This window comes from Mesorhizobium sp. M0052 (assembly GCF_040323255.1).
GTDB lineage: Bacteria > Pseudomonadota > Alphaproteobacteria > Rhizobiales > Rhizobiaceae > Mesorhizobium.
In genome coordinates this window covers 181,898-207,771 of sequence record NZ_JAMYUS010000006.1, presented here as the reverse complement: position 1 = coordinate 207,771, position 25,874 = coordinate 181,898, and the positions used below count along the sequence as shown (strand labels likewise).

Sequence of the window (25,874 nt, the reverse complement as noted above, 5' to 3'; positions counted from 1 at the left end):
GGCGTTCGGGTTATGGACCGCGCCTGTTTTCCATCAAATCCAGGCATGAAAGGGGCAATCAATGGCCCGCGTAACCGTTGAAGACTGCATCGACAAGGTCGACAACCGCTTCGAGCTCGTGCTGCTCGCCGGCCACCGTGCCCGCCAGATCAGCCAGGGCGCGCCGATCACCGTGCCCCGCGACAACGACAAGAACCCGGTCGTAGCGCTGCGCGAGATCGCCGACGAGACGCTGTCGCCCGACGACCTCAAGGAAGATCTGATCCACTCGCTGCAGAAGCATGTCGAGGTCGACGAGCCCGAGGCCGACGGCGAGGCGATCGCCGACCAGACCGGCAACGCAGTTGCAGCTACCGATGCCGACGACGCCGAAGAAAACGTCACCTTCGATCGCATGACCGAGGAAGACCTTTTGGCCGGCATCGAGGGCCTGGTTCCCCCGGAAAAGAGCGACGACTACTAATCGCTGCCCTGGACCTGCCGGGAATATGGTTCCGGCACTTCCGTCCCGTGAGTTTCGTGGCTATCTATGAGATGCGCCGTACATCAGTGCGGCGCATCAATCATTTCAGCACCGTGAGAACCCGCCCATGATGCGTCAGTATGAGCTTGTCGAGCGCGTTGCGCGCTACAAGCCTGACGTCAACGAGGCGTTGCTCAACAAGGCCTATGTCTACGCCATGCAGAAGCATGGCCACCAGAAGCGCGCTTCCGGCGATCCCTATTTCTCGCATCCGCTCGAAGTCGCCGCCATCCTCACCGAAATGCACATGGACGAGGCGACGATCGCCGTCGCCTTGCTGCATGACACGATCGAGGACACCACCGCGACGCGGGCCGAGATCGACGATCTGTTCGGCCCCGAAATGGGCAAGCTGGTCGAAGGCCTGACCAAGCTGAAGAAGCTCGATCTCGTCTCCAAGAAGGCCGAGCAGGCGGAAAACCTGCGCAAGCTGTTGCTGGCCATCTCGGAGGATGTCCGCGTTCTGCTGGTCAAGCTCGCCGACCGTCTGCACAACATGCGCACCCTCGACCACATGCCCGAGGCCAAGCGCCTGCGCATCGCCGAGGAGACGATGGACATCTATGCGCCGCTCGCCGGGCGCATGGGCATGCAAGGCATGCGCGAGGAACTGGAAGAGATCGCCTTCCGCTTCATCAATCCGGAAGCCTATCGCGCCGTCACCGCGCGGCTTGCCGAGATATTCGAGCGCAACAAGGGCGTGCTGACCGACATCGAAAAGGCGCTGTCGGCGCTGTTCGAAAAGCATGCCATCAACGCCGGCGTGAAGAGCCGGCAGAAGAAGCCTTGGTCGGTGTTCCGCAAAATGGAGGCCAAGGCGCTGTCCTTCGAGCAGCTCTCGGACATCTTCGGCTTCCGCGTCGTCGTCGACAGCGTCGAAGACTGTTACCGCGCGCTCGGCGCCATTCACACCACATGGTCGATGGTACCTGGCCGCTTCAAGGATTACATCTCGACGCCCAAGCAGAACGACTACCGTTCGATCCACACCACCATTGTCGGCCCATCACGCCAGCGCGTCGAACTGCAGATCCGCACCCGCGAGATGAACAAGATCGCCGAATATGGCGTCGCCGCCCATTCAATCTACAAGGACACCGGCGGCAAGACGAACGGTGCCGCCCATGCGATCTCGAAGGAGACCAACGCCTATGCCTGGCTGCGGCGCACCATCGAGCAACTGGCAGAAGGCGACAACCCGGAAGACTTCCTCGAAAATACCAAGCTGGAGCTGTTCCAGGACCAGGTGTTCTGCTTCACGCCGAAAGGCATGCTGATCGCTCTGCCGCGCGGCGCCACCCCCATCGACTTCGCCTATGCCGTGCACACCGACGTCGGCGATACCTGCGTCGGCGCCAAGGTCAACGGCCGCATCATGCCGCTAATGACCGAACTGAAAAACGGCGACGAGGTCGAGATCATCCGCTCCAAGGCGCAAGTGCCGCCAGCGGCTTGGGAGTCGGTGGTGGTCACCGGCAAGGCGCGTTCAGCCATCCGCCGCGCCACCAAGAACGCCATTCGCAAGCAATATTCAGGTCTTGGTGCCCGCATTCTCGAGCGCGCCTTCGAACGCGCCGGCAAGACCTTCACCAAGGAAAGCCTGAAGCCGGTGCTGCACCGGCTGGCGCGCAAGGACATCGAAGATGTGCTGGCCTCGGTCGGGCGCGGCGAACTTGCCTCGACCGACGTCATGAAGGCGGTCTTCCCAGACTACAAGGACGAGCGCGTCACCGTCAGCGCCCCCAAGCAGCGCGAGGAGGGCTGGTCGAAGATCCGCAACGCCGCCGGCATGCTGTTCCAGATGCCCGGCAGCCGAGCCGCGCGCAAGGACAAGGACCAGCCGCGCGATGGCGCGGTGCCGATCCGCGGCGTGCGCGGCGACCTGCCGGTGCGTTTCGCGCCGGAAGGGGCCGTGCCTGGCGACCGCATCGTCGGCATCGTCCAGCCGGGCACCGGCATCACCATCTATCCCATCCAGTCGCCGGCGCTGCAGGCCTTCGACGACCAGCCGGAGCGCTGGATCGACGTGCGCTGGGACATTGACGAGCAGACCAAGGAGCGCTTTCCGGCGCGCGTCTCGGTTACCGCCATCAACGCGCCGGGCTCGCTCGCCGACATCGCCCAGGTCGTTGCCTCCAACGACGCCAACATTCATACGCTGTCGATGGTGCGCACCGCGCCCGACTTCACCGAAATGCTGATCGATCTCGAAGTCTGGGATCTGAAGCACCTCAACCGGCTGCTGTCGCAGCTCAAGGATAATTCGAGCGTCAGCGATGCGCGGCGTGTGAATGGGTGAATAGTGAATAGTGAATAGTGAAAGAAGGCGCTCTCACTACCATTCACCATTCACCATTCACCATTCACCATTTCACCATTTCACCATTCACCATGGACATGGGGCGAGTTATGAATACCGACGAGGTGCTGGGCATTTTCCGCGAGGCGGGCGCTGTTCTGGAGGGGCATTTCATCCTGACGTCCGGCCTGCGCAGCCCGGTCTTCTTGCAGAAGGCGCGCGTCTTCATGCATGCCGACAAGACCGAGCGGCTTTGCAAGGCGCTGGCCGAAAAGATCCGCAAGGCGGTGCCGGGCAAGGTCGACTACGTCGTCGGCCCGGCGATCGGCGGCCTGATCCCGGCCTATGAGACGTCGCGCCATCTCGGTGTGCCAGCAATCTGGGTGGAGCGCGAAGGCGGCGAGTTCAGGCTGCGCCGCTTTGAGATCGCGCCGGGATCGCGCGTCGTCATCGTCGAGGACATCGTCACCACTGGTCTTTCGATCCGCGAAACCATCGACTGCCTGCGCGCGATTGGCGCCGAGGTCGTGGCGGCGGCCTGCATCATCGACCGCTCGGCCGGCAAGACCAATGTCGGCGTGCCGCTGATCGCGCTTGCCGAATATGAGGTGCCGGCCTATCCCGCCGACCGCCTGCCGCCGGAACTTGCCGCCATCCCGGCGATCAAGCCGGGTAGCCGCAACATTTAGGGGACATCACCATGATCGCCGGCATCGATCATTTCGTGCTGACGGTCCGCTCGGTGGAGGACAGCTGCGCCTTCTACCAGCGGGTGCTTGGCCTCAAGCGCCTCGACGAGCCGAACCGGCCGACGGCGTTGCTGTTCGGATCGCAGAAGATCAATCTGCATCAGGCAACGCACACTTTTGAACCGAAAGCCAAGACGCCGATGCCTGGGTCCGGCGATTTCTGCCTGATCGCCGCAAGGCCGCTTGCCGAGATTTGCGCCAGTCTGGAAGCCAATGGCGTTGCCATCGAAGTCGGCCCGGTCGAGCGCACCGGCGCCCGCGGTAAGATGATGTCGGTCTATTTCCGCGATCCGGACAGCAATTTGGTCGAAGTCAGCGAATATCGGGAATAGTCTATCCGCCTCGGCGTCGTCTTCGCGCGGACATTGCCGTCGTCAGGGAGCTTTCATCGATATTGTCCTCAGTTTCGCCCCAATGGCGCTCTTGTTACCCGCCTGCGGCAGACCATCGTTACCCGCCTGCGGCAGACCATCGCGGCGGCGTTTCATTGTTCCGCCGCAAGGCAGTCGCTATATCAAAGTCGTTGTTGCCTTTCTGCGCCCTCGAAGCGCAAGATGGAGCGACCGCGCCCGGCCAGGGATGGTTGCAATTTGGGCGTGATGAACCGGGAACTGGAACAGAGTGCTTTTTCGACGCCGAAAGCCTGATGGCATTCTGGAGCGGGTGCGTACCTATCTGTGGCCGCGCCGCTCGTTTTCGCGCTCGTTGCAATATTTCTCCAAGCGCATCCTGCGGCTGAAGGCGACACCGCATGCGGTCGCGGCCGGCGTCGCGGCCGGCGTTTTCGCCTCCTTCTTTCCGCTCGGCTTCCATTTCGCCGTCGCCGCCGTGCTCTGCTGGGTGGTCGCCGGCAATCTGGTGGCCGCCGCCCTCGGCGCGGTATTCTTCGGCAATCCGCTGACTTTCCCGCTGCTGTGGGGAGCGTCCTGGGAAGTCGGCAAGCTGATCCTGCATGAGCGCCTGCCCAAGAACGGACCGCCTGCGCATCTTGGTGAGATGATGCACACGCTGTCGTTTGCAAAGCTGTGGCACCCGGTGCTCGAGCCGATGCTGATCGGCGCTGTGCCGCTCGGCCTGATCTTCGGGCTGATCTTCTACGGCATTACCCGCTGGGGGATGACAGCCTTTCGCGAGCAGCGCAGGAAGCGCATGGCAGAGCGGGCGCATAAGGCCGGGCACCGCGGACGGGAAGTTCCGGCGGAATGATCATCGGCATCGGCAGCGACCTGATCGACATCAGACGCATCGAAAAGTCGCTGGAACGGCATGGTCAGCGCTTCATCCAGCGCATCTACACCGAGGTCGAACAGGTCCGCTCCGAAGGCCGCAAGGGCCGCGCCGCCTCCTATGCCAAGCGCTTCGCCGCCAAGGAGGCCTGCGCCAAGGCGCTTGGCACCGGCCTGGCGCAGGGCGTGTTCTGGCGCGACATGGGGGTCGCCAACCTGCCCAGCGGCGCGCCGACCATGGCGCTGACCGGGGGAGCGGCGGCACGGCTGGCCAAAATCCTGCCACAGGGGCACAGAGCGGCGATCCACCTCACAATCACCGATGATTTCCCGCTTGCTCAAGCCTTTGTGATCATCGAGGCGTTGCCCGCCGAACAAGCGCCACATTGATTGCATCAGACGACCGCTATCTAACGCCGACTTGACGTTGCCCAGCGCGCGCCGAGACTCTATACCATCCAACGCACAATCGAGGACGACATGAGCGTGGCTGAAAAATCCGAGAAGAAATCCGGCGGGCTTGGCGAAATCGTCAGCGTCATCATCCAGGCTTTGCTGCTGGCCATGGTCATCCGCACCTTGCTGTTCCAGCCCTTCTCGATCCCGTCCGGCTCTATGCGGCCGACCTTGCTCGAAGGCGACTATCTGTTCGTCACCAAATGGTCCTATGGCTTCTCGCGTTATTCGCTGCCATTCGGCCCCGACATCTTTTCCGGCCGCATCTGGGGTTCCGATCCGAAGCGCGGCGACGTGGTGGTCTTCAAGTTCCCGCCGGATCCGTCGCTCGACTACATCAAGCGCGTCGTCGGCCTGCCCGGCGACAAGATCCAGATGAAGGACGGCCAATTGTTCATCAACGGCCAGGGCGTGCCTCGTGTGAAAACCGGCCAGATCCAAAATCCTGATATCACGGAAGTGCCTGAGCCGGTCGACGTCTATCGCGAGACCCTGCCCAACGGCGTCAGCTACGACACGCTCGACCTGACACCGAATTCGATCACCGACAACACCCGCGAGTTCGTCGTGCCCCCCGGCAACTATTTCATGATGGGCGACAACCGCGACAACTCCTCCGACAGCCGCCTCAGCGTCGGCTACGTGCCGGCGGAGAACCTTGTCGGCCGCGCCAACATCGTCTTCTTCTCGATCGCCGGGAAGGCGAGCCCGCTCGAGATCTGGAAATGGCCGTCGCTGGTGCGCCTGTCGCGCCTGTTCCATTTCGTGAATTGATGGCTTTGAAGCGCCCGACGGGTGAAACTCTGGCCGATTTGGTGACAGCCAAAACCGGCCATTCCTTCCGGGATGTCCGTTTGCTCGAGACCGCGCTGACCCATTCCAGTGCGGTCAAGGCAAGCAGCAACAACCAGCGCCTCGAATTCCTTGGCGACCGCGTGCTCGGCCTGATCGTTGCCGACCTGCTTTTCGAAAAGTTTCCTGAAGCGCCGGAAGGTGAAATCGCCCCGCGCTTCAATGCCCTGGTCGATGCGCGGACATGCTCCGAGATCGGCATTGAAATGCAGCTCGAAGATCTGGTTCGGGCCGACGCTGCCTTGAAGGCGCGCTCGCGTGGCTCGGGCGGAAACTATCTGGCGGATGCGGTCGAGGCGCTGATCGCGGCGGTCTATATCGACGGCGGCCTCGATGCCGCAAGGCAATTCGTCCTGCGCTACTGGGAGCCGCGCTCGCAAAAGGTGGTGGCCAAGCCGCCCAATCCGAAATCCGACCTGCAGGAATGGCTCGCCAAGACCAGCGATGTCAGGCCAGAATACGCGATCGAGAAACGCGAGGGACCTGAACATCAACCGGTTTTCACGGTGTCCGTGAAGGTCGGCGGGTTTGCGCCGGCAAGCGGCACGGGCGGCTCTCGCCGCGCAGCCGAAGAAGCGGCGGCATCGGCGTTTCTTATGCGCGAGGGCATCTGGGCCAACCAAGGGAGTGCGGCATGACCGGCAGCGAAGATCTCCCTCCGGCAGCGGAGCCCACGCATTCCGGCTTCGTTGCCCTGATTGGGGCGCCCAATGCCGGCAAGTCGACGCTGGTCAACCAACTGGTCGGCGCCAAGGTGTCGATCGTCACCCACAAGGTGCAGACCACCCGCGCCATCGTGCGCGGCATCGCCACGCATGACAACGCGCAGATCGTCTTTGTCGATACGCCCGGCATCTTCAAGCCGAAGCGCCGGCTCGACACCGCGATGGTGACCACCGCCTGGGGTGGCGCCAAGGACGCCGATATCGTGCTGCTGCTGATCGATGCCGAGCGCGGCATCAGGGGTGACGCCGACGCCATCCTCGAGCGGCTGAAGGACGTCCGCCAGCCGATGGTGCTGATCCTCAACAAGGTCGACCGGGTCAAGCACGAGGCGCTGCTGGCCCTGGCTGCGGCAGCAAACGAAAAGGTGCCGTTCAAGCGCACCTTCATGGTCTCGGCGCTGACCGGCTCCGGCTGCAAGGATTTGCTCGACTATCTCGCGCAAGCTCTGCCGGTCGGCCCCTGGTACTATCCGGAAGACCAGATCTCGGACCTGCCGATGCGCCAGCTGGCCGCCGAGATCACCCGCGAGAAGCTGTATCTGCGGCTGCATCAGGAGTTGCCCTATTCCTCGCATATCGAGACCGAGAAATGGGAAGAGAAACCGGATGGCTCGGTGCGCATCGACCAGACCATCTATGTCGAGCGCGACAGCCAGAAGAAGATCGTGCTCGGCCACAAGGGCGAGACCATCCGTGCCATCGGCCAGTCGGCGCGCATGGAAATAGCTGGCATTCTCGAGCAGAAAGTGCACCTGTTCTTGTTCGTCAAAGTGCGTGAAAACTGGGGCGACGACCCCGAGCGCTACCGCGAGATGGGGCTTGAGTTTCCCCATTGAGCTTCATCGTCTGGAAATGCCGCCCGGCAGTTTGAGACGATGACATGCCTGATCCAAAACCGACCATCCATACCGATCTCGTGCGCCGGTTGATCGCCGCGCAATTTCCGCAATGGCGGCATCTGCCGGTGAGGCCGGTGGCGTTTGGCGGCTGGGACAACCGAACCTTCCACCTCGGCAATGATATGACTGTGCGGCTGCCGAGTGCCGCACCATATGCCTTGCAGGTCGAAAAAGAGCACCGCTGGCTGCCCAGGCTGGCGCCGCTTCTGCCGCTGCCGATCCCGGTTCCACTGGCGATGGGCGAGCCTGGGGAGGACTACCCCTGGCAATGGTCCGTCTACCGCTGGATCGACGGCGAAACAGCCAAGACCGCCGAAATCGCCGATCGCCGACAGTTCGCGGTCGATCTGGCCAAGTTCCTCATTGCGCTCCGGCGGATCGATCCGGCGGGCGGGCCGCCCGCGGGCCAGCACAATTTCTTCCGCGGCGGATCGCTGAGCGTGTATGACAACCAGACAAGGGAAGCACTCCAGGCGCTGGAGGGGCAGATCGACACCCAGGCGGCCACCGCTGTCTGGTATGCGGCCCTTGCCGCCACCTGGCAAGGGTCGCCCGTCTGGTTCCACGGAGACGTCGCTTGGGGCAACCTTCTGGTCCAAAACGGCCGTTTGAGCGCCGTCATCGACTTCGGCACCTCCGGGATCGGCGATCCCTCTTGCGACCTGGCGATCGCCTGGACGTTCTTCCAGGGCGAGAGCCGGGAGGCGTTCCGTGCCGCCATCGACGTCGATGAAGCGACCTGGGCGCGCGGCCGCGGCTGGACGCTGTGGAAGGCGCTGATCACCGTTGCCGGACACGACGCCAACCAAGCCGAAGCCGAGCGATCGCGCCGCGTCATCGACGACGTCCTGGCCGATCACCGGAAATTCGCGTGATCGGAGCCTTTCGACGATGTGCGGAGATCCAATGTCAGCACAGATCGCACGCGGTGCGCCAAAATCTTGATTTCGCCATGCAACCGGTGACAAGCTCCTGCCATGGAATGGCGCGACGAGGGAATCATACTCGGCACCCGGAAGCATGGCGAAACCAGCGCCATTCTCGAGGTAATGACGCGTGCGCATGGCCGCCATCTCGGCCTGGTGCGCGGCGGGCGCTCGCGCAAGCAGCAGCCGGTGCTGCAGCCCGGCAACCGGGTCGACCTTTTGTGGCGGGCACGCCTCGACGAGCATCTCGGCACCTTCCAGGCCGAGGCGATCGAGATGAATGCCGCCCGGTTGATGGACAGCGCAGTCGCCGTCTACGGCCTGCAGACCATGGCCGCGCATCTCAGACTCCTGCCCGAGCGCGACGCCCATGGCGGCCTGTATGAGACGCTTGCCGTGATGATCGCCCATCTGGACGATTCGGATGCCGCCGGCGAACTGGTGGCGCGCTTCGAACTGCTCATCCTCGACGAACTCGGCTTCGGCCTCGATCTCAGCCAGTGCGCGGCGACCGGCGCCAGGCAGGATCTGGCCTACGTCTCGCCGAAATCCGGCCGTGCGGTGTCGCGAGCCGCCGGTGCGCCGTGGCGCGACAAGATGCTGGCGCTGCCGGCCTTCCTGCAGCGCGGCTCCGGCTTGCGGGCGGACCACGCGGCACTCGAGGACGCCTTCCATCTGACCGGTTTCTTTTTCACCCGCCATGTCTACGAGCCGCGCGGCATCGAACAGCCAGACGCCCGCGCCGGCTTTCTCGCCGCCTTGCGCAAACATCATGCGCCAGGTAAGGCGATCGGCGCCAAAGCCTCCGCCAGAGGCATTGTCAGATAAGCGAAGCGGAAACTCCTACTCGGGCTCTCATCGTTCGGTCCGTATTGTTCCCTATATGTTCGAATCCCGAAATATGTTAAGCATTGGCAAATGGGGATTCGAACCTTGGAACAAAAAATAGCTCATCTTGGAATGATCCAAGGTATCATTGGCCGGATGGCATCTGACAGCCAGACCTTGAAGACCCTAGCCATAACGGTCGCTGCCGCAATCATAGCACTTGGCCAGACCCAGGTCGGAACGCCGCCCGGCTCGACGCCATCTTACCTTCCACTGATCGCGATTTTTCCGATTCTAATCTTCTGGGGACTGACAGCCAAACAGCTGCACGTGGAGCGGGCTTACAGGCGCCTATACGATGCAGTTCGACTAGATGAGGAAATCTCTCCATTTTCCATGAACTGGCGAGAGTTCCGACATCAGGTTGCAAGCCCTTTCAGACTGGCGTTTTCTTGGACTGTCGCGTTGCCCTACATAGGGGTCGTAATTATCTTAGTGGCTGTTTGGCGCTACGGAGGTCATCCATGACCGACGAAACCGGTGACTTGCTCAAGGCTATTGTCAACGCTCTTACAAGGAGCGACCCGCCACCTAACTCGGTTAGGGGGCTTGTTGCAGGTTCGACTCCTCGGCGTGATAACCCATCCAATAGCTTGTTGGGTTCGATATCTCCGGCGCCGGCACCTAATTCGCTTGAGAGCTCGCTTGGCGAATTACTTAGAGGTTTGGCACCTCGTCGCGAAAATCCGTTCAATAGCTTGCTCGGTTCGCTGGCTCCGCAGCCTCCAGAAAATCTGATGGGCCTGCTGAGTCTTGGCTTTAAGGGATTGGGGGCGCCGACGATTCCGAGACCTCCTCTACACGTCGAACCGAAGAAGCGTGGGATTTTCTTTTCTTTCCATTACGCAGACATTCATCGAGTGAACAACGTACGCAATGCGATGCAATTCCAGAAGGATGTTAAAGACGCCAGTTGCTTTATCGACAAGAGCGTTTGGGAAAAGGCGAAACTTACTGCCCCAGAATCTCTGAAGGGCATGATCCAGCGAGAAATGCAATTCAGTTCAGTGGTCTGCGTTCTATTTGGTTCTGAAACATGGGCTCGACGCTGGGTTCGCTATGAGATCGCACGGAGCGTCATTGAGAAGAAGGGCCTGATGGCTGCAAGCATCAATAGTTTGCCCCACATTCAGGACGGGGTCTCCCACACCACAGGTCCAAACCCGTTGGAATACATGGGGGTCGGAAAGATTGAAGACGGGACAGATCGCCTTTTCGAAGTAGGGGATGATGGTCGTTGGCGTCGCTATCGCGATTACCACTTGCCTGTATCTTTGCCGAAGTATCTTGCCACACCATCACCCGGACATCTTTCTCCGCTCAACAGAGGTGCAATGACCTACGACTTCCAGCAACAAAATGGTTGGAAGAACTTGGGCGAGTGGGCTGATCTAGCGGCCAAGTTGGCAGGACGCCTGTAGCCGCCTCTGCACGAAATCGTCGAGAATGACGCGCTGGCCTTTCAGTATTTTGAGGCTTGCCTCGGCGAAGGAAAACCAGCCGGCCCTGTCGATTTCGGGAAATTCCCTCGTCACGCCTGACCTGGGCGGCCATTCCATCGTGAACATGTTGCTTTTAACGGCATCGGGATCGAAATCGGCTTCGACACTCCAGGCGATGACGATCTTGCCGCCGGCTTGCCGATAGCTGCCGACAGGTTCGAAATCGCCATCGATGCTGACTCCGAGTTCTTCCCCAGCCTCGCGCCGGGCGGCGGCCAACTCATCTTCATTGTCCTCGACGAGGCCCTTGGGGATCGACCAAGCGCCTTCATCCTTCCTTGCCCAGAATGGGCCGCCGGGATGGACGAGCAGAAATTCGAGAATGCCGGCCCTTGTCCGGTGGATCAGCAGCCCTGCACTTCGTTTCGGCATTCGATTTCCCCACAGTTCATCCGAGGATAGCATGGCTCCTGGGCAAGTGGCGGCGGCATGCCATTCCTGGCTATCTCAGATGATGGGTGAGGATAAAGACCGTAGGCCGCTGGAATTTGCCGACGAAACATGCTCGATAACTTCTTTTCGGCCACCATTGCGGTGGCGTGACTTGAATAGCCGTCTGGGGTGGCCGTGTGGCCGCCGCAATTGTCAGTGAAAACTGGCCTGGTTTGGGGGAACCGCCATGTTTGAAAGCCTGATTGGCGCCGTCGTCGTTATCGTGCTTTTTGTCCTCGTCTTGCGCCAGCAGGGCCGCGTCAGTCTGATCGAGCGCGAGCTCGGAGCGCTGCGCAGCCTGGTTCTGTCCGGCGTGCATGCGACACCGCCCGTTGTCAAACCGGTCGAGCAGGTTGCAAGCGCACCGGCGGATGCCGCTCAGGCCACCGCACCAGTTGCCGACATAGCTTCGCCAACAACAGCCGACGCGGCACATGCCCAGGCACCGGCCGCCGAAGCCGATGCGGCCACCAGCGAGGCCGTGCCAGAACTGTCAGCCGCGGCCAAGGCGGCATTCACCGGATCCGCGCCTGCCGCCACGGCGAAGGCAGCCCGCCAGTCCGAGGTCGAAACCGCGCTCGGCACACGATGGGCGGTCTGGGTCGGCGGCGTCGCGCTGGCCCTGGGCGGCCTGTTCCTGATCCGCTACACCATCGAGGCCGGCATTTTCGGCCCTGAAGTGCGGCTGTCCCTGGCGGCGCTGCTCGGCCTGGTGCTGATCGGCGGCGGCGAGTTCATCCGCCGCACCGGCTTCAAGGTGCCGGTGCAAGGGGCTGCAGGCGCCTATATTCCGGCGATCCTGACGGCTGCCGGCGCCTTCATTCTGTTCGGTACGGTCTATGCCGCGCACGCCATTTACGGTTTCGTCGGCCCGGCCTTCGCTTTCGCCGTGCTCGGCGCCATCGGCGTAGCGACCATTGTCGCCGCTCTCGTCCACGGTCAGGCCCTGGCCGGCATCGGCCTTGTCGGCTCGATGGCGACGCCGGCGCTTGTGTCCTCGCAGGCGCCCAACCCATGGGCGCTGTTCGTCTACCTGGCGATCGTGCTTGCCGCCACAGCCGTGATCGCCCGCATTCGCGACTGGAAATTCCTGATTGCGGCCGCCTTCTTGGGCACCGGCGCCTGGACCATCGCCTACATGATGAGTACGCTCGTCGCCGACCTTGCCGTCATCCGGTTCGCCGACCTTGCCGTCGTCCTGTTCATCGACGCGGTGACGCTGGCGGTGCTTGCCTTTGTTTGGCTGGGCAGTCGTGGCGGCGAAGCGGAACCTGCAAAGGCGGGCTTCGACTGGCCCTCGATCGTGCCTGGCGTTTTCGTTGCGTTTTCAGCGCTAGGCCTGTCCGTCGACACGACGCTGGTCGCCGCCGGTGGCGCCTTGCCGGGCGCCTTCGTCCTCGTCGCCCTTGTCGCCACCGCACTCTACCGGCCGCGCGCGCTGCCGCTGCTGCATGCCGCCGGCGTGGTGAGCGTGATGATCCATCTCGGCATCATTCCGCCCACCACCATCGGCTCCGACATAACCCAGGGGAATATCGGCTTTGACGGCATGCCGGTGGCGGCCGGAAATCCGTTGACACTGCGCATCGGCATTGGCCTCGGCCTGGTCTTCATCGGCGCCGGCTTCTGGGCCGCACGCCGCTTCGCCGCCTCAGCACGGGTCCGCGCGGCATGCTGGGCGGCATGGGGCGTCGCTGCGCCGCTGCTTATTCTGCTGACGCTGTGGCTTGCCTACGGCAATCTCGACCGCGACCTTGTCTACGCAGCGATAGCTGCCCTTCTGGTTGTTGTCTTCGCTGCCGGTGGCGAATGGATCGCGCGCGCCGAACAGCCGCCGCTCAAGGGCGACATTGCCGTCTCCTTCGCGCTTTGCGGCTCGGCTCTGGCCGGCCTGCTGATGCTGCACATGGCCTTCGGATCCGGCTGGACGACCATTCTTGCCGGCGTTGCCGCCATCGTGCCGGCGCTGGCGACGCGTTGGCGTTCTTATCCCGTGCTGGGCTGGATTTCGGTCGGCGCGGTCGTCGCCGTGCTCGGCCGCGTCGCCTTCGATCCGACCATCGTCGGCGCCGAGTTCCTGACGACGACGCCGGTGTTCAACTGGCTGCTGCCGGGATACGGCGTGCCGGCGCTGGCCTTCGGCTTTGCCGCCTGGCAACTCGCGCGTACCACCCCCGCACTACCAACAACTGGCAATGGCCGGCCGCGCCTAGCGATGGAGGCGGGTGCAGCCCTGTTTGCGCTGCTCACCGTCGCCATGCTGGTGCGCCACGCCATGCATGGCGGCGTCATCGACACCGGCCCGGTGACGCTCGCCGAACAGGCGATCTATACGCTGATCGCCATCGGTGCCGGCGCGATACTGGTGGCCATCGACATGCGCTCGCCAAGCTCTGTGCTGCGCTACGGCTCGATGGCCGCCGGCGTGCTCTCGGTCGCCTTCATCGTCCTCCAGCATTTCCTGGTGCTCAATCCGCTGTTCACCGACGAATCGACCGGCCAGATCCCGGTGTTCAACCTCTTGTTCCTGGCTTACCTGTTGCCGGCCATAGCCGCCGGCGGGCTGGCGCTCTATGCCAGGGACAAGCGGCCGCCATGGTATGCGCAGATGCTGGCGGTAGTAGCGGCATTGCTTGTCTTCGCCTACGCCACACTGTCGGTCAGGCGCGTGTTCAAGGGCGAGTTCATCGGCCTGTGGAGCGGCCTCGGGCAGCTTGAGACCTACACCTATTCGGCGCTCTGGCTGATCATCGGCGTCGTGCTGCTGACCGCCGGCGTCTGGCTGAAGTCGCAGGTGCTGCGCATTGCCTCGGCGGCGCTGATCGCGATTGCCGTGGTAAAAGTCTTCCTGTTCGACATGTCGGAACTGGAAGGCGTGCTCAGGGCGCTGTCCTTCATCGGTCTTGGCGCCGTGCTGATCGGCATCGGCCTGTTCTACCAGCGGCTGCTGACGCGGGCGGCGAGGGAGGCCAACGCTGCAACTTGAAGTGATATACGAGATGGAATATATGAATATCCAACGGAGGATATTCGATGCCGCTCTATATCCGCGACGACGAAGTGGATGCGCTGGCCAGCAGATTGCAAAGCGAGACGAACGCTCCGAGCAAAACGGAGGCGGTGCGGGTCGCGCTCGTGCACGAACTTGAGCGCAATCGGGCGAAGGTGCCGCTGCGCGATCGGATCGCCAGTCTTCAGGACAGGGCCAGGAAGCTTGGCCTGCCCAATCCCGATTTCGATATGAAGAAGTTCACCGACGAGATGTGGGAAGACTGATGTTTGTCGACGCGTCGGTGATCGTCGCCATTCTCAACCAGGAACCTGGGTGGGAGGAATTGCTGAAGCAGCTATCCGGTTTTTCCGGGCAGGTCTGGGTTTCTCCGTTGGTTCACTTCGAAGCAACACAGGCATTGGTAAGGGCCGGCGCCGGCCCGCGCAGACCCAGCGCTGAAGCCCTTCTCCATGCCCGCGATCTGATCGATGAGTTCATTGTGGAGATCATGGGAGAGAGTCTGGCCATTGACGACAACATCGGCTCTCGGGCCATTGACGCGAGCGCCCGTTACGGCAAAGCCGTTGGCCACAAGGCGGATCTGAATCTCGGGGACTGTTTTGCTTACGCCTGCGCGAAAAGCCGCGATCTTCCACTGCTGTACAAAGGCCATGATTTCGCACTGACCGATTTAGGATAATTCGGCCCGTTTGTTGATTGCGGGGAATAATTTAGCCGATCAACTCGTTGTCTCACTGCTTGGGTGACCGGGGCGGCAGACCGCTTCGCGCTGGCCGCTTGCGCCGCGCCGGGAAGGCGCGTTCAATCGGGTTAAACAAGGGCGACCTCAGAACCAGCGGTCATGGACGAAAAGAAGGCAGCAATCCTTGGCGAAATACCGCGCCTGCGCCGCTACGCACGCTCGCTTCTGCGCGACCGCGAATCCGCTGACGATCTCGTCCAGGATTGCCTCGAACGAGCGCTCTTGCGGCTTGAAAGCTGGCAGACAGGAGAAAGCCCCCGGAGGTGGCTGTTTACGATCATGCATCATTTGTTCATCGATCAGATGCGCAAGGTGAACCGGCGCGGTGAGGCGGCGATCCTGCCGCTTGACGCAAACGAGGCGCAGGCAGTCCCCGCCGAGCAGGCCGAGAACGCCGCCTCGCGCGAGATCATCGACGCATTGCAGGCGATCAGCCCCGACCGCCGCGCCGCTCTCGTCATGGTCGCCATCGAAGGATTCTCCTATGCCGAAGCCGCCAACATTCTCGGCGTGCCCGCCGGCACGCTGATGTCGCGCATAGCGCGCGGACGCGAGGAGCTGCGCAGCCTGCTCGATGACACGGCGCGCCGCCGCTCGATAAGGATCGTCGAGAAATGACCCGCCGCGATTTTTCCGAACGCGATATCCACATGGCTCTCGACGGCGAGCTGCCGGGCGACGAGCGCGCCGCCTACGACGCCTGGATCGACGCCAATCCCGAAATGAAGGCGAAAAGCACCCGCTACACCGCCGACCGCGCCGCGTTGCGCGCCGCCTTTGCCGGTGTGCTCGACGAGCCCGTGCCGGTGCTGTTCAAGCAGATCGTTAGCGGTGAAGGCGCGACCAAAGCGGCGGCGCGGCAGTCGCGCTGGTGGCTTGCGGCCGCGGCGGCCGCAGTGCTCGTCATCGGCGGTCTTGGCGGCTATTTTGCCGGCATCGACGGCATCGGCAGGGAAGATGGCGCCGATGACCAACTGGCCGAAGAGGCGATCGCCGCCCATGTCATCTATGCCGCCGAACAGCGCCATGCGGTGGAAGTGCCGGCCAGCGACAAGGATCATCTGCAGACCTGGCTGTCCAACCGCGTCGGCCTGAAGCTGGTGGCGCCCGATCTGGTCGCGGAAGGCTTCCAGCTGGTTGGCGGCCGGCTGCTGCCCGCCGGCCAGGGCAAGGCAGCGATGCTGCTTTACGAGGACGCCAAGGGTCAGCGCATCTCCTTGTTCGTTACCGCTGATTCCTCAGCCAAGTCCAAGGGCACCTACATGGCCGAGGCCGACGGCCCCGAGGCGGTCTACTGGCTGGACAAGGGCTATGCCTGCGCCGTCGTCGGCTCGCTGCCGCGCGAGCAACTGGCTGCGGTCGCCAAGCGGGCCTACGGTCAGCTTCTGGCTGGTATCGCCAGTTAAGCGCATTCCGTTTCGGGAATGCGCCGGGGTAGAAAGTGTCACAATTCGGCCCTATTCGAAGTGCGATAGCGCTTGATGGATATCGGCGTTTCGGCTGATGTTTGCGACGTTTTTGACTGCGGTCTTTTCCTCCACCCAATCGAGGTTTTCCAAACCCGCATGCCTGCCGAGATTCGCAAGGCCCGCGCGTCCGACGTCGATGACCTCGCAGCCATCGAGAAGGCGGTCTTTTCCAGTGACCGCATTTCCCGGCGCTCCTTCCGCTTGTTGATCGAACGCGAGACAGCCGAGATGCTGGTCGCCGAAAGCGATGGTCGTGTCGCCGGCTACGCCATCGTGCTGTTTCGCAAGGGCAGCGGCGTCGCCCGGCTCTATTCGCTTGCCACCAGCCCGTTTTTCAGCGGCCGCGGCATTGGCCGCATGCTGCTTGCAGCGGCCGAAGAAGCTGCCTTCGAGCACGACCGCATGATGTTGCGTCTCGAAGTGCGCGAGGACAATCTTCGCGCCATCGGCATCTATGAGCAGAGCGGCTACCGCAAGATCGGTCGCGAGCCCCACTATTACGAGGATGGCGCCACCGCGCTGCGCTACGAAAAGACGTTGCGCGGCGATATTCCCGTCGCCACCAAAGTCCCGTTCTACCAGCAGACCTGCGAGTTCACCTGCGGTCCATGCTGCCTGATGATGGCGATGGCCAATTTCGATTCGGGCTTCGTGCCCGATCCGGTCATGGAAATCCGCCTATGGCGCGAGGCAACGACCGTGTTCATGATGTCCGGCCCAGGCGGCTGCGAGCCCTTCGGCCTTGCGGTTTCCGGCTACGAAAGCGGGCTTGCGGCGGAAATCTTCGTGTCCTTCTATGGCGCGCTGTTCTTGCAATCGGTGCGCAGCGACGACAAGCGCCGGGTGATGGAACTTGCCCAGGTGGACTTTCGCCGCCGCGCGGAACTTTACGGCATCCCGGTGAATTACCGTCCATTCACCATCGACGATATCCGCGGCGCCCTGGCTCAGGGAAAACTGGTGCTGGTGCTAATCAGCGGCTTCCTGATGTTCGGCAAGAAGGTGCCGCATTGGGTGCTGGCTATCGGCGACGATGGCGACCACATCCTGATCCACGATCCCTGGGTCGAGGACGAAAGACAGGAGACCATCCTCGATGCCGCCAACATTCCCGTGCCGCACGGCATCTTCATGAACATGGCGCAATTCGGCCGCGACGGACTGCGTGCTGCCATCACTCTTGGGAAACGCTGATAACAATGACCTGGGTCATCCTCACCGGCCGTCAGAACGATCTCGACCCGGCGGCGACGCCGCACAAGATCATCACCAACCGTGACTATCTTGCGCATCCGGCGCTGTTTCGCGGCCAGCAGCCGAAGGTCATCAACCTGTCGAACAATTACGCCTACCAGAGCCGCGGCTATTATGCCTCTCTGCTCGCCGGTTCGCGCGGCCACAAGGTCATCCCGACGGTCGAGACGATGATCGACCTGTCCGAGCGCAAGCTCTACGAGCACGCGCTGCCGGAACTGGAGCTGGCGCTCAACAAATGCCGCAAGGATCTCGGAGGCGTTTTCCCGCAAAAAATCTGCATCTTCTTCGGCATCGGACCGTCGAAGGTCTGGGACCGCTTCGCCAAGCTGTTGTTCGACTGGTTCCGCGCTCCGGCGCTTGAGGTTCACATCAAGGACAGCGCCGAATGGGCTTCGATCCGCAAGATCGGATTCCTGCCGCTGGCCAGGATGGCCGAGGAGGAAGAAGCCTTATTCGTGCAGGCGCTCGAGACGTACACCAACCGCGAGTGGCGCGACACCAAGGGCCGCACCCCGGCACGCTACACCTTCGCCACGCTGGTCGATCCGCATGAGGAACTGCCGCCGTCGGAGATTTCCTCGCTGCGTTACTGGGCCAAGATCGCCGAAAAGATGGGCGTCGAAATCGAGCCGATCACCAGGAAGGACTTGGCCAAGCTCGCCAATTACGACGCGCTGTTCATCCGCGAGACCACCTCGATCTCAAACCACACCTACCGCTTTGCGCGCCGCGCCCAGCAGGAAGGCATGCCGGTGATCGACGACCCGCTGTCGATGATCCGCTGCACCAACAAGGTCTATCTCAACGAACTGATGGCCTACAACAAGGTGCCGGTGCCGCCGACGGTGATGATAGCCGGCACCTCGGATCTCGAACTGGCGGCGCAGACGCTCGGCTTTCCGCTGGTGCTGAAGATCCCGGATTCATCGTTCTCGCGCGGCGTCAAGAAATGCGGCAACTTCGAAGAACTGAAGACGCTCGCCACCGAGTGGCTGGAGGATTCCGATCTCCTGATCGCGCAGAAATTCATCCCGACCGAATATGACTGGCGCGTCGGCGTGCTCGGCGGGCAGCCGCTGTTTGCCGTGCATTATCTGATGGCGAAAAAACACTGGCAGATCGTCAACCACAAGGCCAGCGGCAAGCCCGACCAGGGCGGTATCAAGACCTTCACGCTGAAAGAGACGCCGCCGCATGTCGTCGACACCGCGGTGAAGGCGGCGCGCTGCATCGGCGACGGGCTTTACGGCGTCGATCTCAAGGAAACCAAGGATGGCGTCTTCGTCATCGAGGTCAACGACAACCCGAACCTCGACCATGGCTGGGAGGATTCCGGCGAAAAGGACGAAGTCTGGGTGCGGCTGACGCAATGGTTCCTGGAGCGGCTGGACCGTCCCGGGCGTTAGTTTGCCGTCCCGGGCGGTAATTCAACCGAGGGGGAAAAATGCAGTTCATCGTCATCGAGGATTTCACCGGCTGCGACCGCAAGGAGATCTACCGCCGTTTCGGCGAGCGCGGCCGATTGAAGCCGGACGCGCTTGTCGTGCACCACTCCTGGATCGCGGCTGATATGAGCCGCTGCTTCCTTTTGGTCGAAGCCGATGACGTCACGCTGCTGCAGCGCTGGGTCATCGAATGGTCTGACCTGGTGGAGTTCGAGATCATTCCCGTGGCGACGAACAAGGACATGGTCGCCGCACTGGCCGGCCATCTCTGAGCAGTTCGGTCCATCAGCCGAGCACCGGCGAACCCACCGACCGCCGGCATTCCTCAGTCAGCCAATTGCGAAACGCCGCCACCAGGTCGCGCCTTGCACTGCGTTCCGGGATCGTCAGGCAATATGGCTGACGCAGCGCGATCGATAGGGCATTAGCCCGGACCAAACGGCCCTCTTCCAGCGCCCCGGCGCAATAAATGCCTTGCGCCAGCGCCACGCCCAGCCCTGAAATGGCAAGGTCGAGCGCTGCCCGCGACGAGTTCGCCGACAGGCCGCGCTGCACTGCGCGGCCGGGTTCTATGCCCGCCGCCTCGAACCAGGTGCGCCAAGACGGAAACGACGCGCCGGTCGGTCCCCAGTCGGTGTGAATCAGTGGCAGGCCGGCGAGGCTGTCGGTTTTGGCGGTGAGTTCTGGCGCGCAGACGGGGTAGACGGCGTCCCTGACAATGTCTTCGGTCGGGTGTTCACGATAGTGCGGGCCGAAGGACAGCCGGATGTCGATCAGTTCGCGGTCGAACGGCACCGGATCGTCATCGCCGCGCAGGGATATGTCGACGGCGCCGTGGCTGGCCACAAAGCCGGCGAGACGTTCGGAAAGCCAGCCCATCGCCATGGACGGCGGCACCGATACGACAAGCCGCGGGCGGAAGGCATCGCTGCCACGAGCGATGCTGCCGATCTCCCGAAAAGCCAGGGTCAGCCGGGGCAGCATCTCGACGCCGGCTTCCGTCAGCACCACGCGGCGGTTGACGCGATGGAACAGTTTTCGACCCATCTGCTCCTCGACGGTGCGAATGAGCTGGCTGACCGCAGCCGCCGAGATCGAGAGCTCATCCGCCGCTGCGGCGAAACTCCCCGAGCGCGCCGCCGCCTCGAAGGCTTGAAGTCCTCTCAGGGAAGGAAGCGCGGTCATTGGGTGATCCGATAGGTAAGGTCAGCTTATCTGTGTCGCAGAAATCCTCGTCTTTCGAAAGCTTTCTTATTCGAGTAGCTTGGCGCCATGACCGTATCGGCCCAGTTTGAACCCAGAGACCATCGCGACGTCATCGCGTTCCTGACCAATGAGCAGCGCAGCCGCCTGACCGGCAAGTCGGACGGGCCGGGTCTGGTCCAACTCGCCTTCCATCTCGGCGCGATTGTGGCTATCGGCGGGCTGATTGCGGCCAAGGTGCCGTACTGGCCGCTGTTGATGTTGCCGCAAGGCATTCTTATCGTCTTCCTGTTCACGCTGCTGCTGAGACGGTGCACAGGACGGCGTTCGAGACGCAGTGGCTCAACGATGCCGCCGCAAGGGTCTGCAGCCTGGCGATCGCGCTGCCCGCCGACTGGTTTCGCTATTTCCACTTCGCCCATCACCGTTTCACCCAGGATCCCGAGAACGATCCGGAACTCGCCTTCCCGAAACCGGAGACGATGCGGCAATACATCGTCCACATCTCGGGCCTGCCGGTGTGGTGGGGGCATTTGCAGACACTCTACACCAACGCGATTGGCGGCTGCCACGACAGCTACGTGCCGCCGAAAGGCCTGCCCAAGGTGCGCACTGAAGCCCGCGCCATGATCGCTTTCTATGTCGTGGTCGCCGCGCTAGCCCTGTGGTTCGAGGCAAGTGTACTGCTCTATGTCTGGATCGTGCCGGCGCTGCTCGGCCAGCCCTTCCTCAGGCTCTATCTGCTGGCCGAGCATGGCCGCTGCCCGCTTGTCGCCAACATGCTGGAAAACACCCGCACCACGCTGACCAACTGGCTGGTGCGCAAAGTCGCCTGGAACATGCCGTATCACGCCGAGCACCACGCCAATCCCGGCGTGCCCTTCCATCAGCTGCCGGCCTTCCACCAGCTGATCGAGCGCCATCTCAAAGTCGTCGAACCCGGCTACGTCAGCTTCCACGAGAAATACGTCGAGACCTTGCGCTGAGGCGCTCGGCCGTCAGCGTAGCGTCTGCTCAACGAGCGTGACGAAATAGCGGAGCACGGTGGGGACGATGGCGTCGTTGAAGACATAGCGATCGCCGTGCAGCCCTTCGCCCAGTCTGACCGCTCCTGCGCCGACCCAGGCATAGCAGCCGCCGGCTTCGCGGACCATGTAGGCAAAATCCTCGCAGCCGAGGCTCGGGTTGAATGCGGTCTCGACCTGCTCGCGGCCGGCAACCGCGGTTGCCGCCTGGACGGCCCGGTCAGTGGCAGCCGACGTGTTGACCAGCGGCGGGTAGCCTTTCTTGTAGGCGAGCTTGGCGGTGAGTGCATGCGCCGAGGCAATGCCTTGCGCGATGTCGCCGATCAGCCTTTCGCAATGGTCCGACAAAGTTGGCTCGAAGAAGCGGCAGGTTCCCTGCAGCCAGACCTTGCCCGGCACGATGTTGCCGACATTGCCGCCATGGATCTGGGTGATCGAAACGACCAGCGCCATTTGCGGGTCGACCGAACGGCTGACGATGCGCTGCACGGCTTGAACGAAGGCGCCGGCCGCGAGCACGGGATCGTCGCCTAGCTGCGGCATGGCGGCATGCGCGCCGGTCCCCTCAAAGTTCAGTTCGAAAGTGTCGACGGCCGCCATCATCGACCCGGCACGGGCCGCGATCTTTCCGAGCGGCAGCCCCGGCCAGTTGTGGACGGCGTAGACGGCTTCCACGGGGAAGCGCTCGAACAGTCCGTCCTCGATCATCCGCATGGCGCCGCCTTCATTTTCTTCCGCCGGCTGGAAGATGAAACAGACGGTGCCGTCGAAGGCTCTGTTGTCGGCGAGCAGCTTGGCGGCGCCGAGCAGCATCGCGATGTGCCCGTCGTGGCCGCAGGCATGCATCACGCCGTCTTTCTTCGACGCATATGGCAATCCTGTCTTCTCCAGCACGGGCAAGGCATCGAGTTCAGCCCGAAGCCCGATGGCGCGCACGCCTGGTCGTCCTCTGAGGACGCCAACCACGCCGGTGCCGCCTTTGCCTTCATGAACCTCGTCGAGCCCGAAGGTGCGCAGCTTGTCGGCGACGAAGCGCGCGGTCTCATACTCTTGGAAACCGAGTTCGGGGTTGGCGTGGATGTGACGCCGCCATTCCACCACCTGCGGGGTGAGGGCGGCGATGGGGTCGTTGTGCAGCATTGCGCTCTCCTTGCCGGCTATCGCAAATTCGGCCTTTTCGATGCCAGCACGTAAAGGATTTGCGCCGGCAGCGTCTTGAACAGGATTGACCGTGTCTGGAATTCAACAGCCTCAGGAGACGACGCAGTTCTGGCGTCATCCGCGCTTTCGCGATCTTGGCATGCTCAAGGCGCGCTTCACGCGGCATCGCTACCAGCTGCACACGCACCCGACCTATGTCGTCGCCCTGATCACGCAAGGGTGCGAGCGGGTCCGCATCGGCAACGAGACTGTCCTCGCGCGGTCGGGCACGGTTCTGCTCGTCAATCCGGAGATATGGCATGACGGCGAGGCGGGTGCCGACCAGGGTTGGGCTTACCGCACCTTCTATCCGTCGGCCTCGCTCATGGGTGCGATCGCGGACGAACTCGGGCAGGATCGCCCGCCGTTGTTTTCGCAAGCGATCGTCGATGATGCCGATCTCGTCCAGGCAGTAGGCGTCGCGCACTTGGCTTCGACATCGGGTGATGCCACGAGCGCCGAAACATCCATGCTGATCGCCTTGCGCAAGCTCATCCTGCGCCATGGCGATTGGGGCGGCCGGCGGCGCGAGGCGGTCGAAAGCTTCGGATCGAAAAGCCGGCTCCGGGTCTATGAACAGGTCATCGAAGACCATCTGAACTCGGACCTCGATTTGCAGCGGCTCGCTGAAGCCGCAGGCGTGACGCGCTTTCAAGTTATCCGCGATTTCAGGAAAGTGCTGGGTCTCACCCCTGCTGCCTTCATCCGTGACCGCAGGCTGCGCCGTGCCGATCTGCTGATCCGGCAAGGTTCAGATCTCGCCGGTGCCGCCTTTGCGGCCGGCTTCTCCGACCAAAGCCATCTCTCGCGCACCTTCCGCGCCGCGCATGGAATGACGCCGGGGATGTTCAGGCGCGCCGGGACGCTGCCCTCTTCTTGAGAAGTCGAGCCATGTCGGCGGCCTTTGACGGCATGCCGATCAGAAAGCCCTGCACCTCGACGCAGCCAGCCTTGCGCAATACGTCGAGCTGCGCTTCGGTCTCGACGCCTTCGGCGGTGACGGTGATGCCAAGTTCGGCACCAAGCCCGATGATCGTGCGCACGATCGCCGCCGTGTCCTTGTTGTCGATATCGTGGATGAAGGAGCGGTCGATCTTGATCTTGTCGACGGGAAAACGCCTGAGATAGCCGAGCGACGAATAGCCGGTGCCGAAATCGTCGAGCGCGATGCGGATACCGAGTTCGCGCAGCTGCCTCAGCGTCTTCAGCACCGTCTCGCTCTCATCCATCAGCACGGTCTCGGTGATTTCCAGTTCGAGCCGGCTGGCCGGCACGCCGGAAACGGCCAGCGCCGAAATCACGCTGCGGGCAAAGTCGGCGCTTCTGATCTGCACTGCCGAGACATTGACGGCGATGCGCATTCCAGGCGGCCAGCCGGCGGCCACGCTGCAGGCCTGTTTCAGCGCCCATTCGCCCAGCGGAACGATCAGCCCGCTGTCTTCGGCGGCTGCGATGAAATCGTCGGGCGCCACCAGGCCGCGCGTCGGTGAATTCCACCGCATCAACGCTTCGGCGCCGACGATCTTGCCCGACGCGATGTTGGTGATCGGCTGGAACTCCAGCACGAACTCCCGCCGCTTCAGTGCCGTCTCGAGATCGGTTTCGAGCGCCAGGCGCGCCCGCACCAAGGCATCCATGCCGGGCTCGAAAAAGCGGTAAACGTTGCGGCCTTCGCTCTTGCCGCTGTAAAGCGCCATGTCGGCGTTCTTCAAAAGCGTGTCGGCGTCCTTGCCGTCACCGGGATACAGCGCGATGCCAAGGCTGATGCCGACATGCATCTCGCGGCCCTTGTCGCGAAACGGCTGGCTGACGACAGCGACGATGCGTTTTGCCAGTTGTTCCGCATCGGTGGAGCCTTTGGGATTGAACTGCAGGATGGCGAACTCGTCGCCACCGAGGCGGGCGACCATATCGGTGTCGCTGCGCAGGCTGTGCCGCAACCGCTCAGCCACGCATTTCAGCAGCCAGTCGCCGGCAGGGTGTCCCCAGGTGTCGTTGACGGCCTTGAAACGATCGAGGTCGAGCGAGAAGATCGCCAGCGGTGTATCGCCGGCCATCGCCTGGTCGAGCCGTTCGCGAAACATCGAGCGGTTGGGCAGGTCGGTCAGCGTGTCGTAATGGGCAAGGTGGCTCATGCGCTCTTCGGCGCGCCGGCGCTCGGTGATGTCTTCGAAGGTCGCCACCCAGCCGCCACCGGCAAGCGGCCGGCGCGCAACCAGCAGCGTTCGGCCATCGGCAAGGCTGCGGTCTGTCGAACGCTCCTCACCGGCCTGCAGGCTGGCTCTGGTGTTGGCGATCTCGCCGTCAATGTCCATCGACGGATAGATGCGCAGTCGCACCATCTGTTCGAGCAGGGCGCGCTGGCTCATGCCGAGCGGGAAGTCGTCAGGCGTGACCTTGTAGAGGTCGAGGAAGCGCTGGTTGCGCACGATCAGCGTGCCTTCGGCGTCGTACATCAACAGGCCTTGCGACATGTTGGCGAGCGCCGCATCGAAGCGGCGGTGCTGCTCCTTCAGTTCCTGCTCGGCCCGCCTTTGCTCCGTAATGTCCTCATAGATCGACACCCAGCCGCCTGAGGCCAGCGGCCGGTGCGTGATGGAAACGATACGTCCGTCCGACAGTATTTCCTCGTAGGTCGAGGCTTGCGCGCGCTCGATATAGGGCTTGCGGATGGCATACAGGTCTTCGGCGCTCTGTGAGGCGACACCGATGTCGACGCTGTGCTTTAGAATGTCCAGGAACGCGATGCCGGGCCGCACGATCTTCGCGTCGAGGGAGAAGATGCTGATATAGTTGCCGTTGCAGATGATCATCCGCTCGTCGGCGTCGAACATGCACAGCCCATGCGACATATTCTCGACGGCCGCGGAAAAGCGCTCGTTCTGGTGGCGCAGTTCGTCGGCGATCTGCCGTGGCGCGGCCACGCCTCCGGCTCCCCGTCTGCGGACGGGCGAACCACCCTTGACGTGCGCAACGGACATGAGGCGTGCCTGCTGACCGTGATCGAAACCCGGTACTGTGGTTACCGCTGGTTAATTTAGCG

26 protein-coding genes are annotated in these 25,874 nt (G+C 62.7%); 22 read left to right on the top strand and 4 right to left on the bottom strand.

The features are described from left to right. Positions 1–61 precede the first annotated feature (61 nt). From rpoZ to NKJ77_RS10200, 12 genes are all read left to right on the top strand, one after another. On the top strand, positions 62–463 hold the full coding sequence (rpoZ, locus tag NKJ77_RS10255; RefSeq protein WP_023670235.1) for a DNA-directed RNA polymerase subunit omega: 402 nt from the start codon (positions 62–64) through the stop codon (positions 461–463). Between the two features lie 127 nt (positions 464–590). Further along, positions 591–2,822 carry a RelA/SpoT family protein gene (locus NKJ77_RS10250; protein ID WP_352535101.1) on the top strand — a complete coding sequence of 744 codons (2,232 nt, stop codon included), beginning with the start codon at positions 591–593 and terminating at the stop codon, positions 2,820–2,822. Positions 2,823–2,932: 110 nt separating this feature from the next. Continuing rightward, on the top strand, positions 2,933–3,511 hold the full coding sequence (pyrE, locus tag NKJ77_RS10245; protein ID WP_023670237.1) for an orotate phosphoribosyltransferase: 579 nt from the start codon (positions 2,933–2,935) through the stop codon (positions 3,509–3,511). 11 nt (positions 3,512–3,522) lie between these two features. Then, positions 3,523–3,903: a VOC family protein gene (locus NKJ77_RS10240; RefSeq protein WP_023670238.1), complete on the top strand. Its 381-nt coding sequence runs from the start codon at positions 3,523–3,525 to the stop codon at positions 3,901–3,903. 289 nt (positions 3,904–4,192) lie between these two features. Then, positions 4,193–4,777, top strand: a complete 585-nt coding sequence (locus tag NKJ77_RS10235; protein ID WP_023670239.1) for a DUF2062 domain-containing protein — start codon at positions 4,193–4,195, stop codon at positions 4,775–4,777. Beyond that, on the top strand, positions 4,774–5,187 hold the full coding sequence (gene acpS / locus NKJ77_RS10230; RefSeq protein ID WP_023670240.1) for a holo-ACP synthase: 414 nt from the start codon (positions 4,774–4,776) through the stop codon (positions 5,185–5,187). Before NKJ77_RS10235 ends, acpS begins: the two co-directional genes overlap by 4 nt. A 90-nt stretch (positions 5,188–5,277) precedes the next feature. Then, positions 5,278–6,027, top strand: a complete 750-nt coding sequence (gene lepB, locus NKJ77_RS10225; RefSeq protein ID WP_023670241.1) for a signal peptidase I — start codon at positions 5,278–5,280, stop codon at positions 6,025–6,027. Next, on the top strand, positions 6,027–6,743 hold the full coding sequence (gene rnc, locus NKJ77_RS10220) for a ribonuclease III (protein ID WP_023670242.1): 717 nt from the start codon (positions 6,027–6,029) through the stop codon (positions 6,741–6,743). The genes lepB and rnc overlap by 1 nt, the downstream gene beginning before the upstream one ends. After that, on the top strand, positions 6,740–7,666 hold the full coding sequence (gene era, locus NKJ77_RS10215; protein ID WP_023747463.1) for a GTPase Era: 927 nt from the start codon (positions 6,740–6,742) through the stop codon (positions 7,664–7,666). Before rnc ends, era begins: the two co-directional genes overlap by 4 nt. Before the next feature lie 44 nt (positions 7,667–7,710). Continuing rightward, a complete protein-coding gene (locus NKJ77_RS10210; RefSeq protein WP_023735514.1) occupies positions 7,711–8,604 on the top strand; it encodes an aminoglycoside phosphotransferase family protein in 894 nt (297 codons plus the stop codon). A gap of 102 nt (positions 8,605–8,706) precedes the next feature. Continuing rightward, on the top strand, positions 8,707–9,483 hold the full coding sequence (recO, locus tag NKJ77_RS10205) for a DNA repair protein RecO (RefSeq protein ID WP_352535099.1): 777 nt from the start codon (positions 8,707–8,709) through the stop codon (positions 9,481–9,483). A gap of 524 nt (positions 9,484–10,007) precedes the next feature. Then, complete coding sequence (locus NKJ77_RS10200; protein WP_081731663.1) at positions 10,008–10,964, top strand: TIR domain-containing protein; 957 nt, start codon at positions 10,008–10,010, stop codon at positions 10,962–10,964. Here NKJ77_RS10200 and NKJ77_RS10195 read toward each other — a convergent pair. After that, a complete protein-coding gene (locus NKJ77_RS10195) occupies positions 10,935–11,417 on the bottom strand; it encodes an NUDIX hydrolase (RefSeq protein WP_023827500.1) in 483 nt (160 codons plus the stop codon). The two genes, NKJ77_RS10200 and NKJ77_RS10195, sit on opposite strands and share 30 nt — an antisense overlap. A gap of 247 nt (positions 11,418–11,664) precedes the next feature. On the opposite strand from NKJ77_RS10195, the gene NKJ77_RS10190 reads away from it, so the two are divergent. The 8 genes from NKJ77_RS10190 (at position 11,665) to NKJ77_RS10155 (ending at position 19,675) form a co-directional block, all read left to right on the top strand. Then, a complete protein-coding gene (locus NKJ77_RS10190) occupies positions 11,665–14,463 on the top strand; it encodes a DUF2339 domain-containing protein (protein ID WP_352535096.1) in 2,799 nt (932 codons plus the stop codon). Between the two features lie 47 nt (positions 14,464–14,510). Next, positions 14,511–14,753: a type II toxin-antitoxin system VapB family antitoxin gene (locus tag NKJ77_RS10185; protein ID WP_352535094.1), complete on the top strand. Its 243-nt coding sequence runs from the start codon at positions 14,511–14,513 to the stop codon at positions 14,751–14,753. Next, positions 14,753–15,169: a type II toxin-antitoxin system VapC family toxin gene (locus NKJ77_RS10180; protein WP_352535092.1), complete on the top strand. Its 417-nt coding sequence runs from the start codon at positions 14,753–14,755 to the stop codon at positions 15,167–15,169. Before NKJ77_RS10185 ends, NKJ77_RS10180 begins: the two co-directional genes overlap by 1 nt. Before the next feature lie 162 nt (positions 15,170–15,331). Beyond that, on the top strand, positions 15,332–15,850 hold the full coding sequence (locus tag NKJ77_RS10175; protein ID WP_023670250.1) for an RNA polymerase sigma factor: 519 nt from the start codon (positions 15,332–15,334) through the stop codon (positions 15,848–15,850). Continuing rightward, complete coding sequence (locus NKJ77_RS10170; RefSeq protein ID WP_352535090.1) at positions 15,847–16,638, top strand: anti-sigma factor family protein; 792 nt, start codon at positions 15,847–15,849, stop codon at positions 16,636–16,638. Before NKJ77_RS10175 ends, NKJ77_RS10170 begins: the two co-directional genes overlap by 4 nt. A 159-nt stretch (positions 16,639–16,797) precedes the next feature. Next, complete coding sequence (locus NKJ77_RS10165) at positions 16,798–17,895, top strand: peptidase C39 family protein (protein WP_023692865.1); 1,098 nt, start codon at positions 16,798–16,800, stop codon at positions 17,893–17,895. A gap of 5 nt (positions 17,896–17,900) precedes the next feature. Further along, on the top strand, positions 17,901–19,364 hold the full coding sequence (locus NKJ77_RS10160; RefSeq protein WP_023692866.1) for a RimK family ATP-grasp domain-containing protein: 1,464 nt from the start codon (positions 17,901–17,903) through the stop codon (positions 19,362–19,364). 38 nt (positions 19,365–19,402) lie between these two features. Continuing rightward, on the top strand, positions 19,403–19,675 hold the full coding sequence (locus NKJ77_RS10155; RefSeq protein ID WP_023670254.1) for a DUF3303 domain-containing protein: 273 nt from the start codon (positions 19,403–19,405) through the stop codon (positions 19,673–19,675). Between the two features lie 13 nt (positions 19,676–19,688). Here NKJ77_RS10155 and NKJ77_RS10150 read toward each other — a convergent pair whose 3' ends face one another. Beyond that, complete coding sequence (locus NKJ77_RS10150; RefSeq protein WP_352535088.1) at positions 19,689–20,588, bottom strand: LysR substrate-binding domain-containing protein; 900 nt, start codon at positions 20,586–20,588, stop codon at positions 19,689–19,691. 329 nt (positions 20,589–20,917) lie between these two features. Between NKJ77_RS10150 and NKJ77_RS10145 the strand changes: the two genes are divergently transcribed. Then, on the top strand, positions 20,918–21,592 hold the full coding sequence (locus tag NKJ77_RS10145; RefSeq protein ID WP_352535086.1) for a fatty acid desaturase: 675 nt from the start codon (positions 20,918–20,920) through the stop codon (positions 21,590–21,592). Between the two features lie 12 nt (positions 21,593–21,604). Here NKJ77_RS10145 and NKJ77_RS10140 read toward each other — a convergent pair whose 3' ends face one another. Next, positions 21,605–22,771 (bottom strand): amidohydrolase, encoded by a 1,167-nt coding sequence (locus NKJ77_RS10140; RefSeq protein ID WP_023735508.1) that lies wholly within the window; start codon positions 22,769–22,771, stop codon positions 21,605–21,607. 91 nt (positions 22,772–22,862) lie between these two features. On the opposite strand from NKJ77_RS10140, the gene NKJ77_RS10135 reads away from it, so the two are divergent. Further along, the gene (locus NKJ77_RS10135) at positions 22,863–23,711 is read left to right on the top strand and encodes an AraC family transcriptional regulator (protein ID WP_031194164.1); all 849 of its coding nucleotides are present in this window, start codon (positions 22,863–22,865) and stop codon (positions 23,709–23,711) included. Here NKJ77_RS10135 and NKJ77_RS10130 read toward each other — a convergent pair. Continuing rightward, on the bottom strand, positions 23,680–25,812 hold the full coding sequence (locus tag NKJ77_RS10130) for a putative bifunctional diguanylate cyclase/phosphodiesterase (RefSeq protein ID WP_352535084.1): 2,133 nt from the start codon (positions 25,810–25,812) through the stop codon (positions 23,680–23,682). The two genes, NKJ77_RS10135 and NKJ77_RS10130, sit on opposite strands and share 32 nt — an antisense overlap. Positions 25,813–25,874 lie beyond the last annotated feature (62 nt).

Bases quoted from the DNA above. Each gene is read 5' to 3' on its own strand.
- rpoZ (WP_023670235.1), top strand. From the start codon at position 62: ATGGCCCGCGTAACCGTTGAAGACTGCATCGACAAGGTCGACAACCGC.
- NKJ77_RS10250 (WP_352535101.1), top strand. From the start codon at position 591: ATGATGCGTCAGTATGAGCTTGTCGAGCGCGTTGCGCGCTACAAGCCT.
- pyrE (WP_023670237.1), top strand. From the start codon at position 2,933: ATGAATACCGACGAGGTGCTGGGCATTTTCCGCGAGGCGGGCGCTGTT.
- NKJ77_RS10240 (WP_023670238.1), top strand. From the start codon at position 3,523: ATGATCGCCGGCATCGATCATTTCGTGCTGACGGTCCGCTCGGTGGAG.
- acpS (WP_023670240.1), top strand. From the start codon at position 4,774: ATGATCATCGGCATCGGCAGCGACCTGATCGACATCAGACGCATCGAA.
- lepB (WP_023670241.1), top strand. From the start codon at position 5,278: ATGAGCGTGGCTGAAAAATCCGAGAAGAAATCCGGCGGGCTTGGCGAA.
- rnc (WP_023670242.1), top strand. From the start codon at position 6,027: ATGGCTTTGAAGCGCCCGACGGGTGAAACTCTGGCCGATTTGGTGACA.
- era (WP_023747463.1), top strand. From the start codon at position 6,740: ATGACCGGCAGCGAAGATCTCCCTCCGGCAGCGGAGCCCACGCATTCC.
- NKJ77_RS10210 (WP_023735514.1), top strand. From the start codon at position 7,711: ATGCCTGATCCAAAACCGACCATCCATACCGATCTCGTGCGCCGGTTG.
- recO (WP_352535099.1), top strand. From the start codon at position 8,707: ATGGAATGGCGCGACGAGGGAATCATACTCGGCACCCGGAAGCATGGC.
- NKJ77_RS10200 (WP_081731663.1), top strand. From the start codon at position 10,008: ATGACCGACGAAACCGGTGACTTGCTCAAGGCTATTGTCAACGCTCTT.
- NKJ77_RS10195 (WP_023827500.1), bottom strand. From the start codon at position 11,417: ATGCCGAAACGAAGTGCAGGGCTGCTGATCCACCGGACAAGGGCCGGC.
- NKJ77_RS10190 (WP_352535096.1), top strand. From the start codon at position 11,665: ATGTTTGAAAGCCTGATTGGCGCCGTCGTCGTTATCGTGCTTTTTGTC.
- NKJ77_RS10185 (WP_352535094.1), top strand. From the start codon at position 14,511: ATGCCGCTCTATATCCGCGACGACGAAGTGGATGCGCTGGCCAGCAGA.
- NKJ77_RS10180 (WP_352535092.1), top strand. From the start codon at position 14,753: ATGTTTGTCGACGCGTCGGTGATCGTCGCCATTCTCAACCAGGAACCT.
- NKJ77_RS10175 (WP_023670250.1), top strand. From the start codon at position 15,332: ATGGACGAAAAGAAGGCAGCAATCCTTGGCGAAATACCGCGCCTGCGC.
- NKJ77_RS10170 (WP_352535090.1), top strand. From the start codon at position 15,847: ATGACCCGCCGCGATTTTTCCGAACGCGATATCCACATGGCTCTCGAC.
- NKJ77_RS10165 (WP_023692865.1), top strand. From the start codon at position 16,798: ATGCCTGCCGAGATTCGCAAGGCCCGCGCGTCCGACGTCGATGACCTC.
- NKJ77_RS10160 (WP_023692866.1), top strand. From the start codon at position 17,901: ATGACCTGGGTCATCCTCACCGGCCGTCAGAACGATCTCGACCCGGCG.
- NKJ77_RS10155 (WP_023670254.1), top strand. From the start codon at position 19,403: ATGCAGTTCATCGTCATCGAGGATTTCACCGGCTGCGACCGCAAGGAG.
- NKJ77_RS10150 (WP_352535088.1), bottom strand. From the start codon at position 20,588: ATGACCGCGCTTCCTTCCCTGAGAGGACTTCAAGCCTTCGAGGCGGCG.
- NKJ77_RS10140 (WP_023735508.1), bottom strand. From the start codon at position 22,771: ATGCTGCACAACGACCCCATCGCCGCCCTCACCCCGCAGGTGGTGGAA.
- NKJ77_RS10130 (WP_352535084.1), bottom strand. From the start codon at position 25,812: ATGTCCGTTGCGCACGTCAAGGGTGGTTCGCCCGTCCGCAGACGGGGA.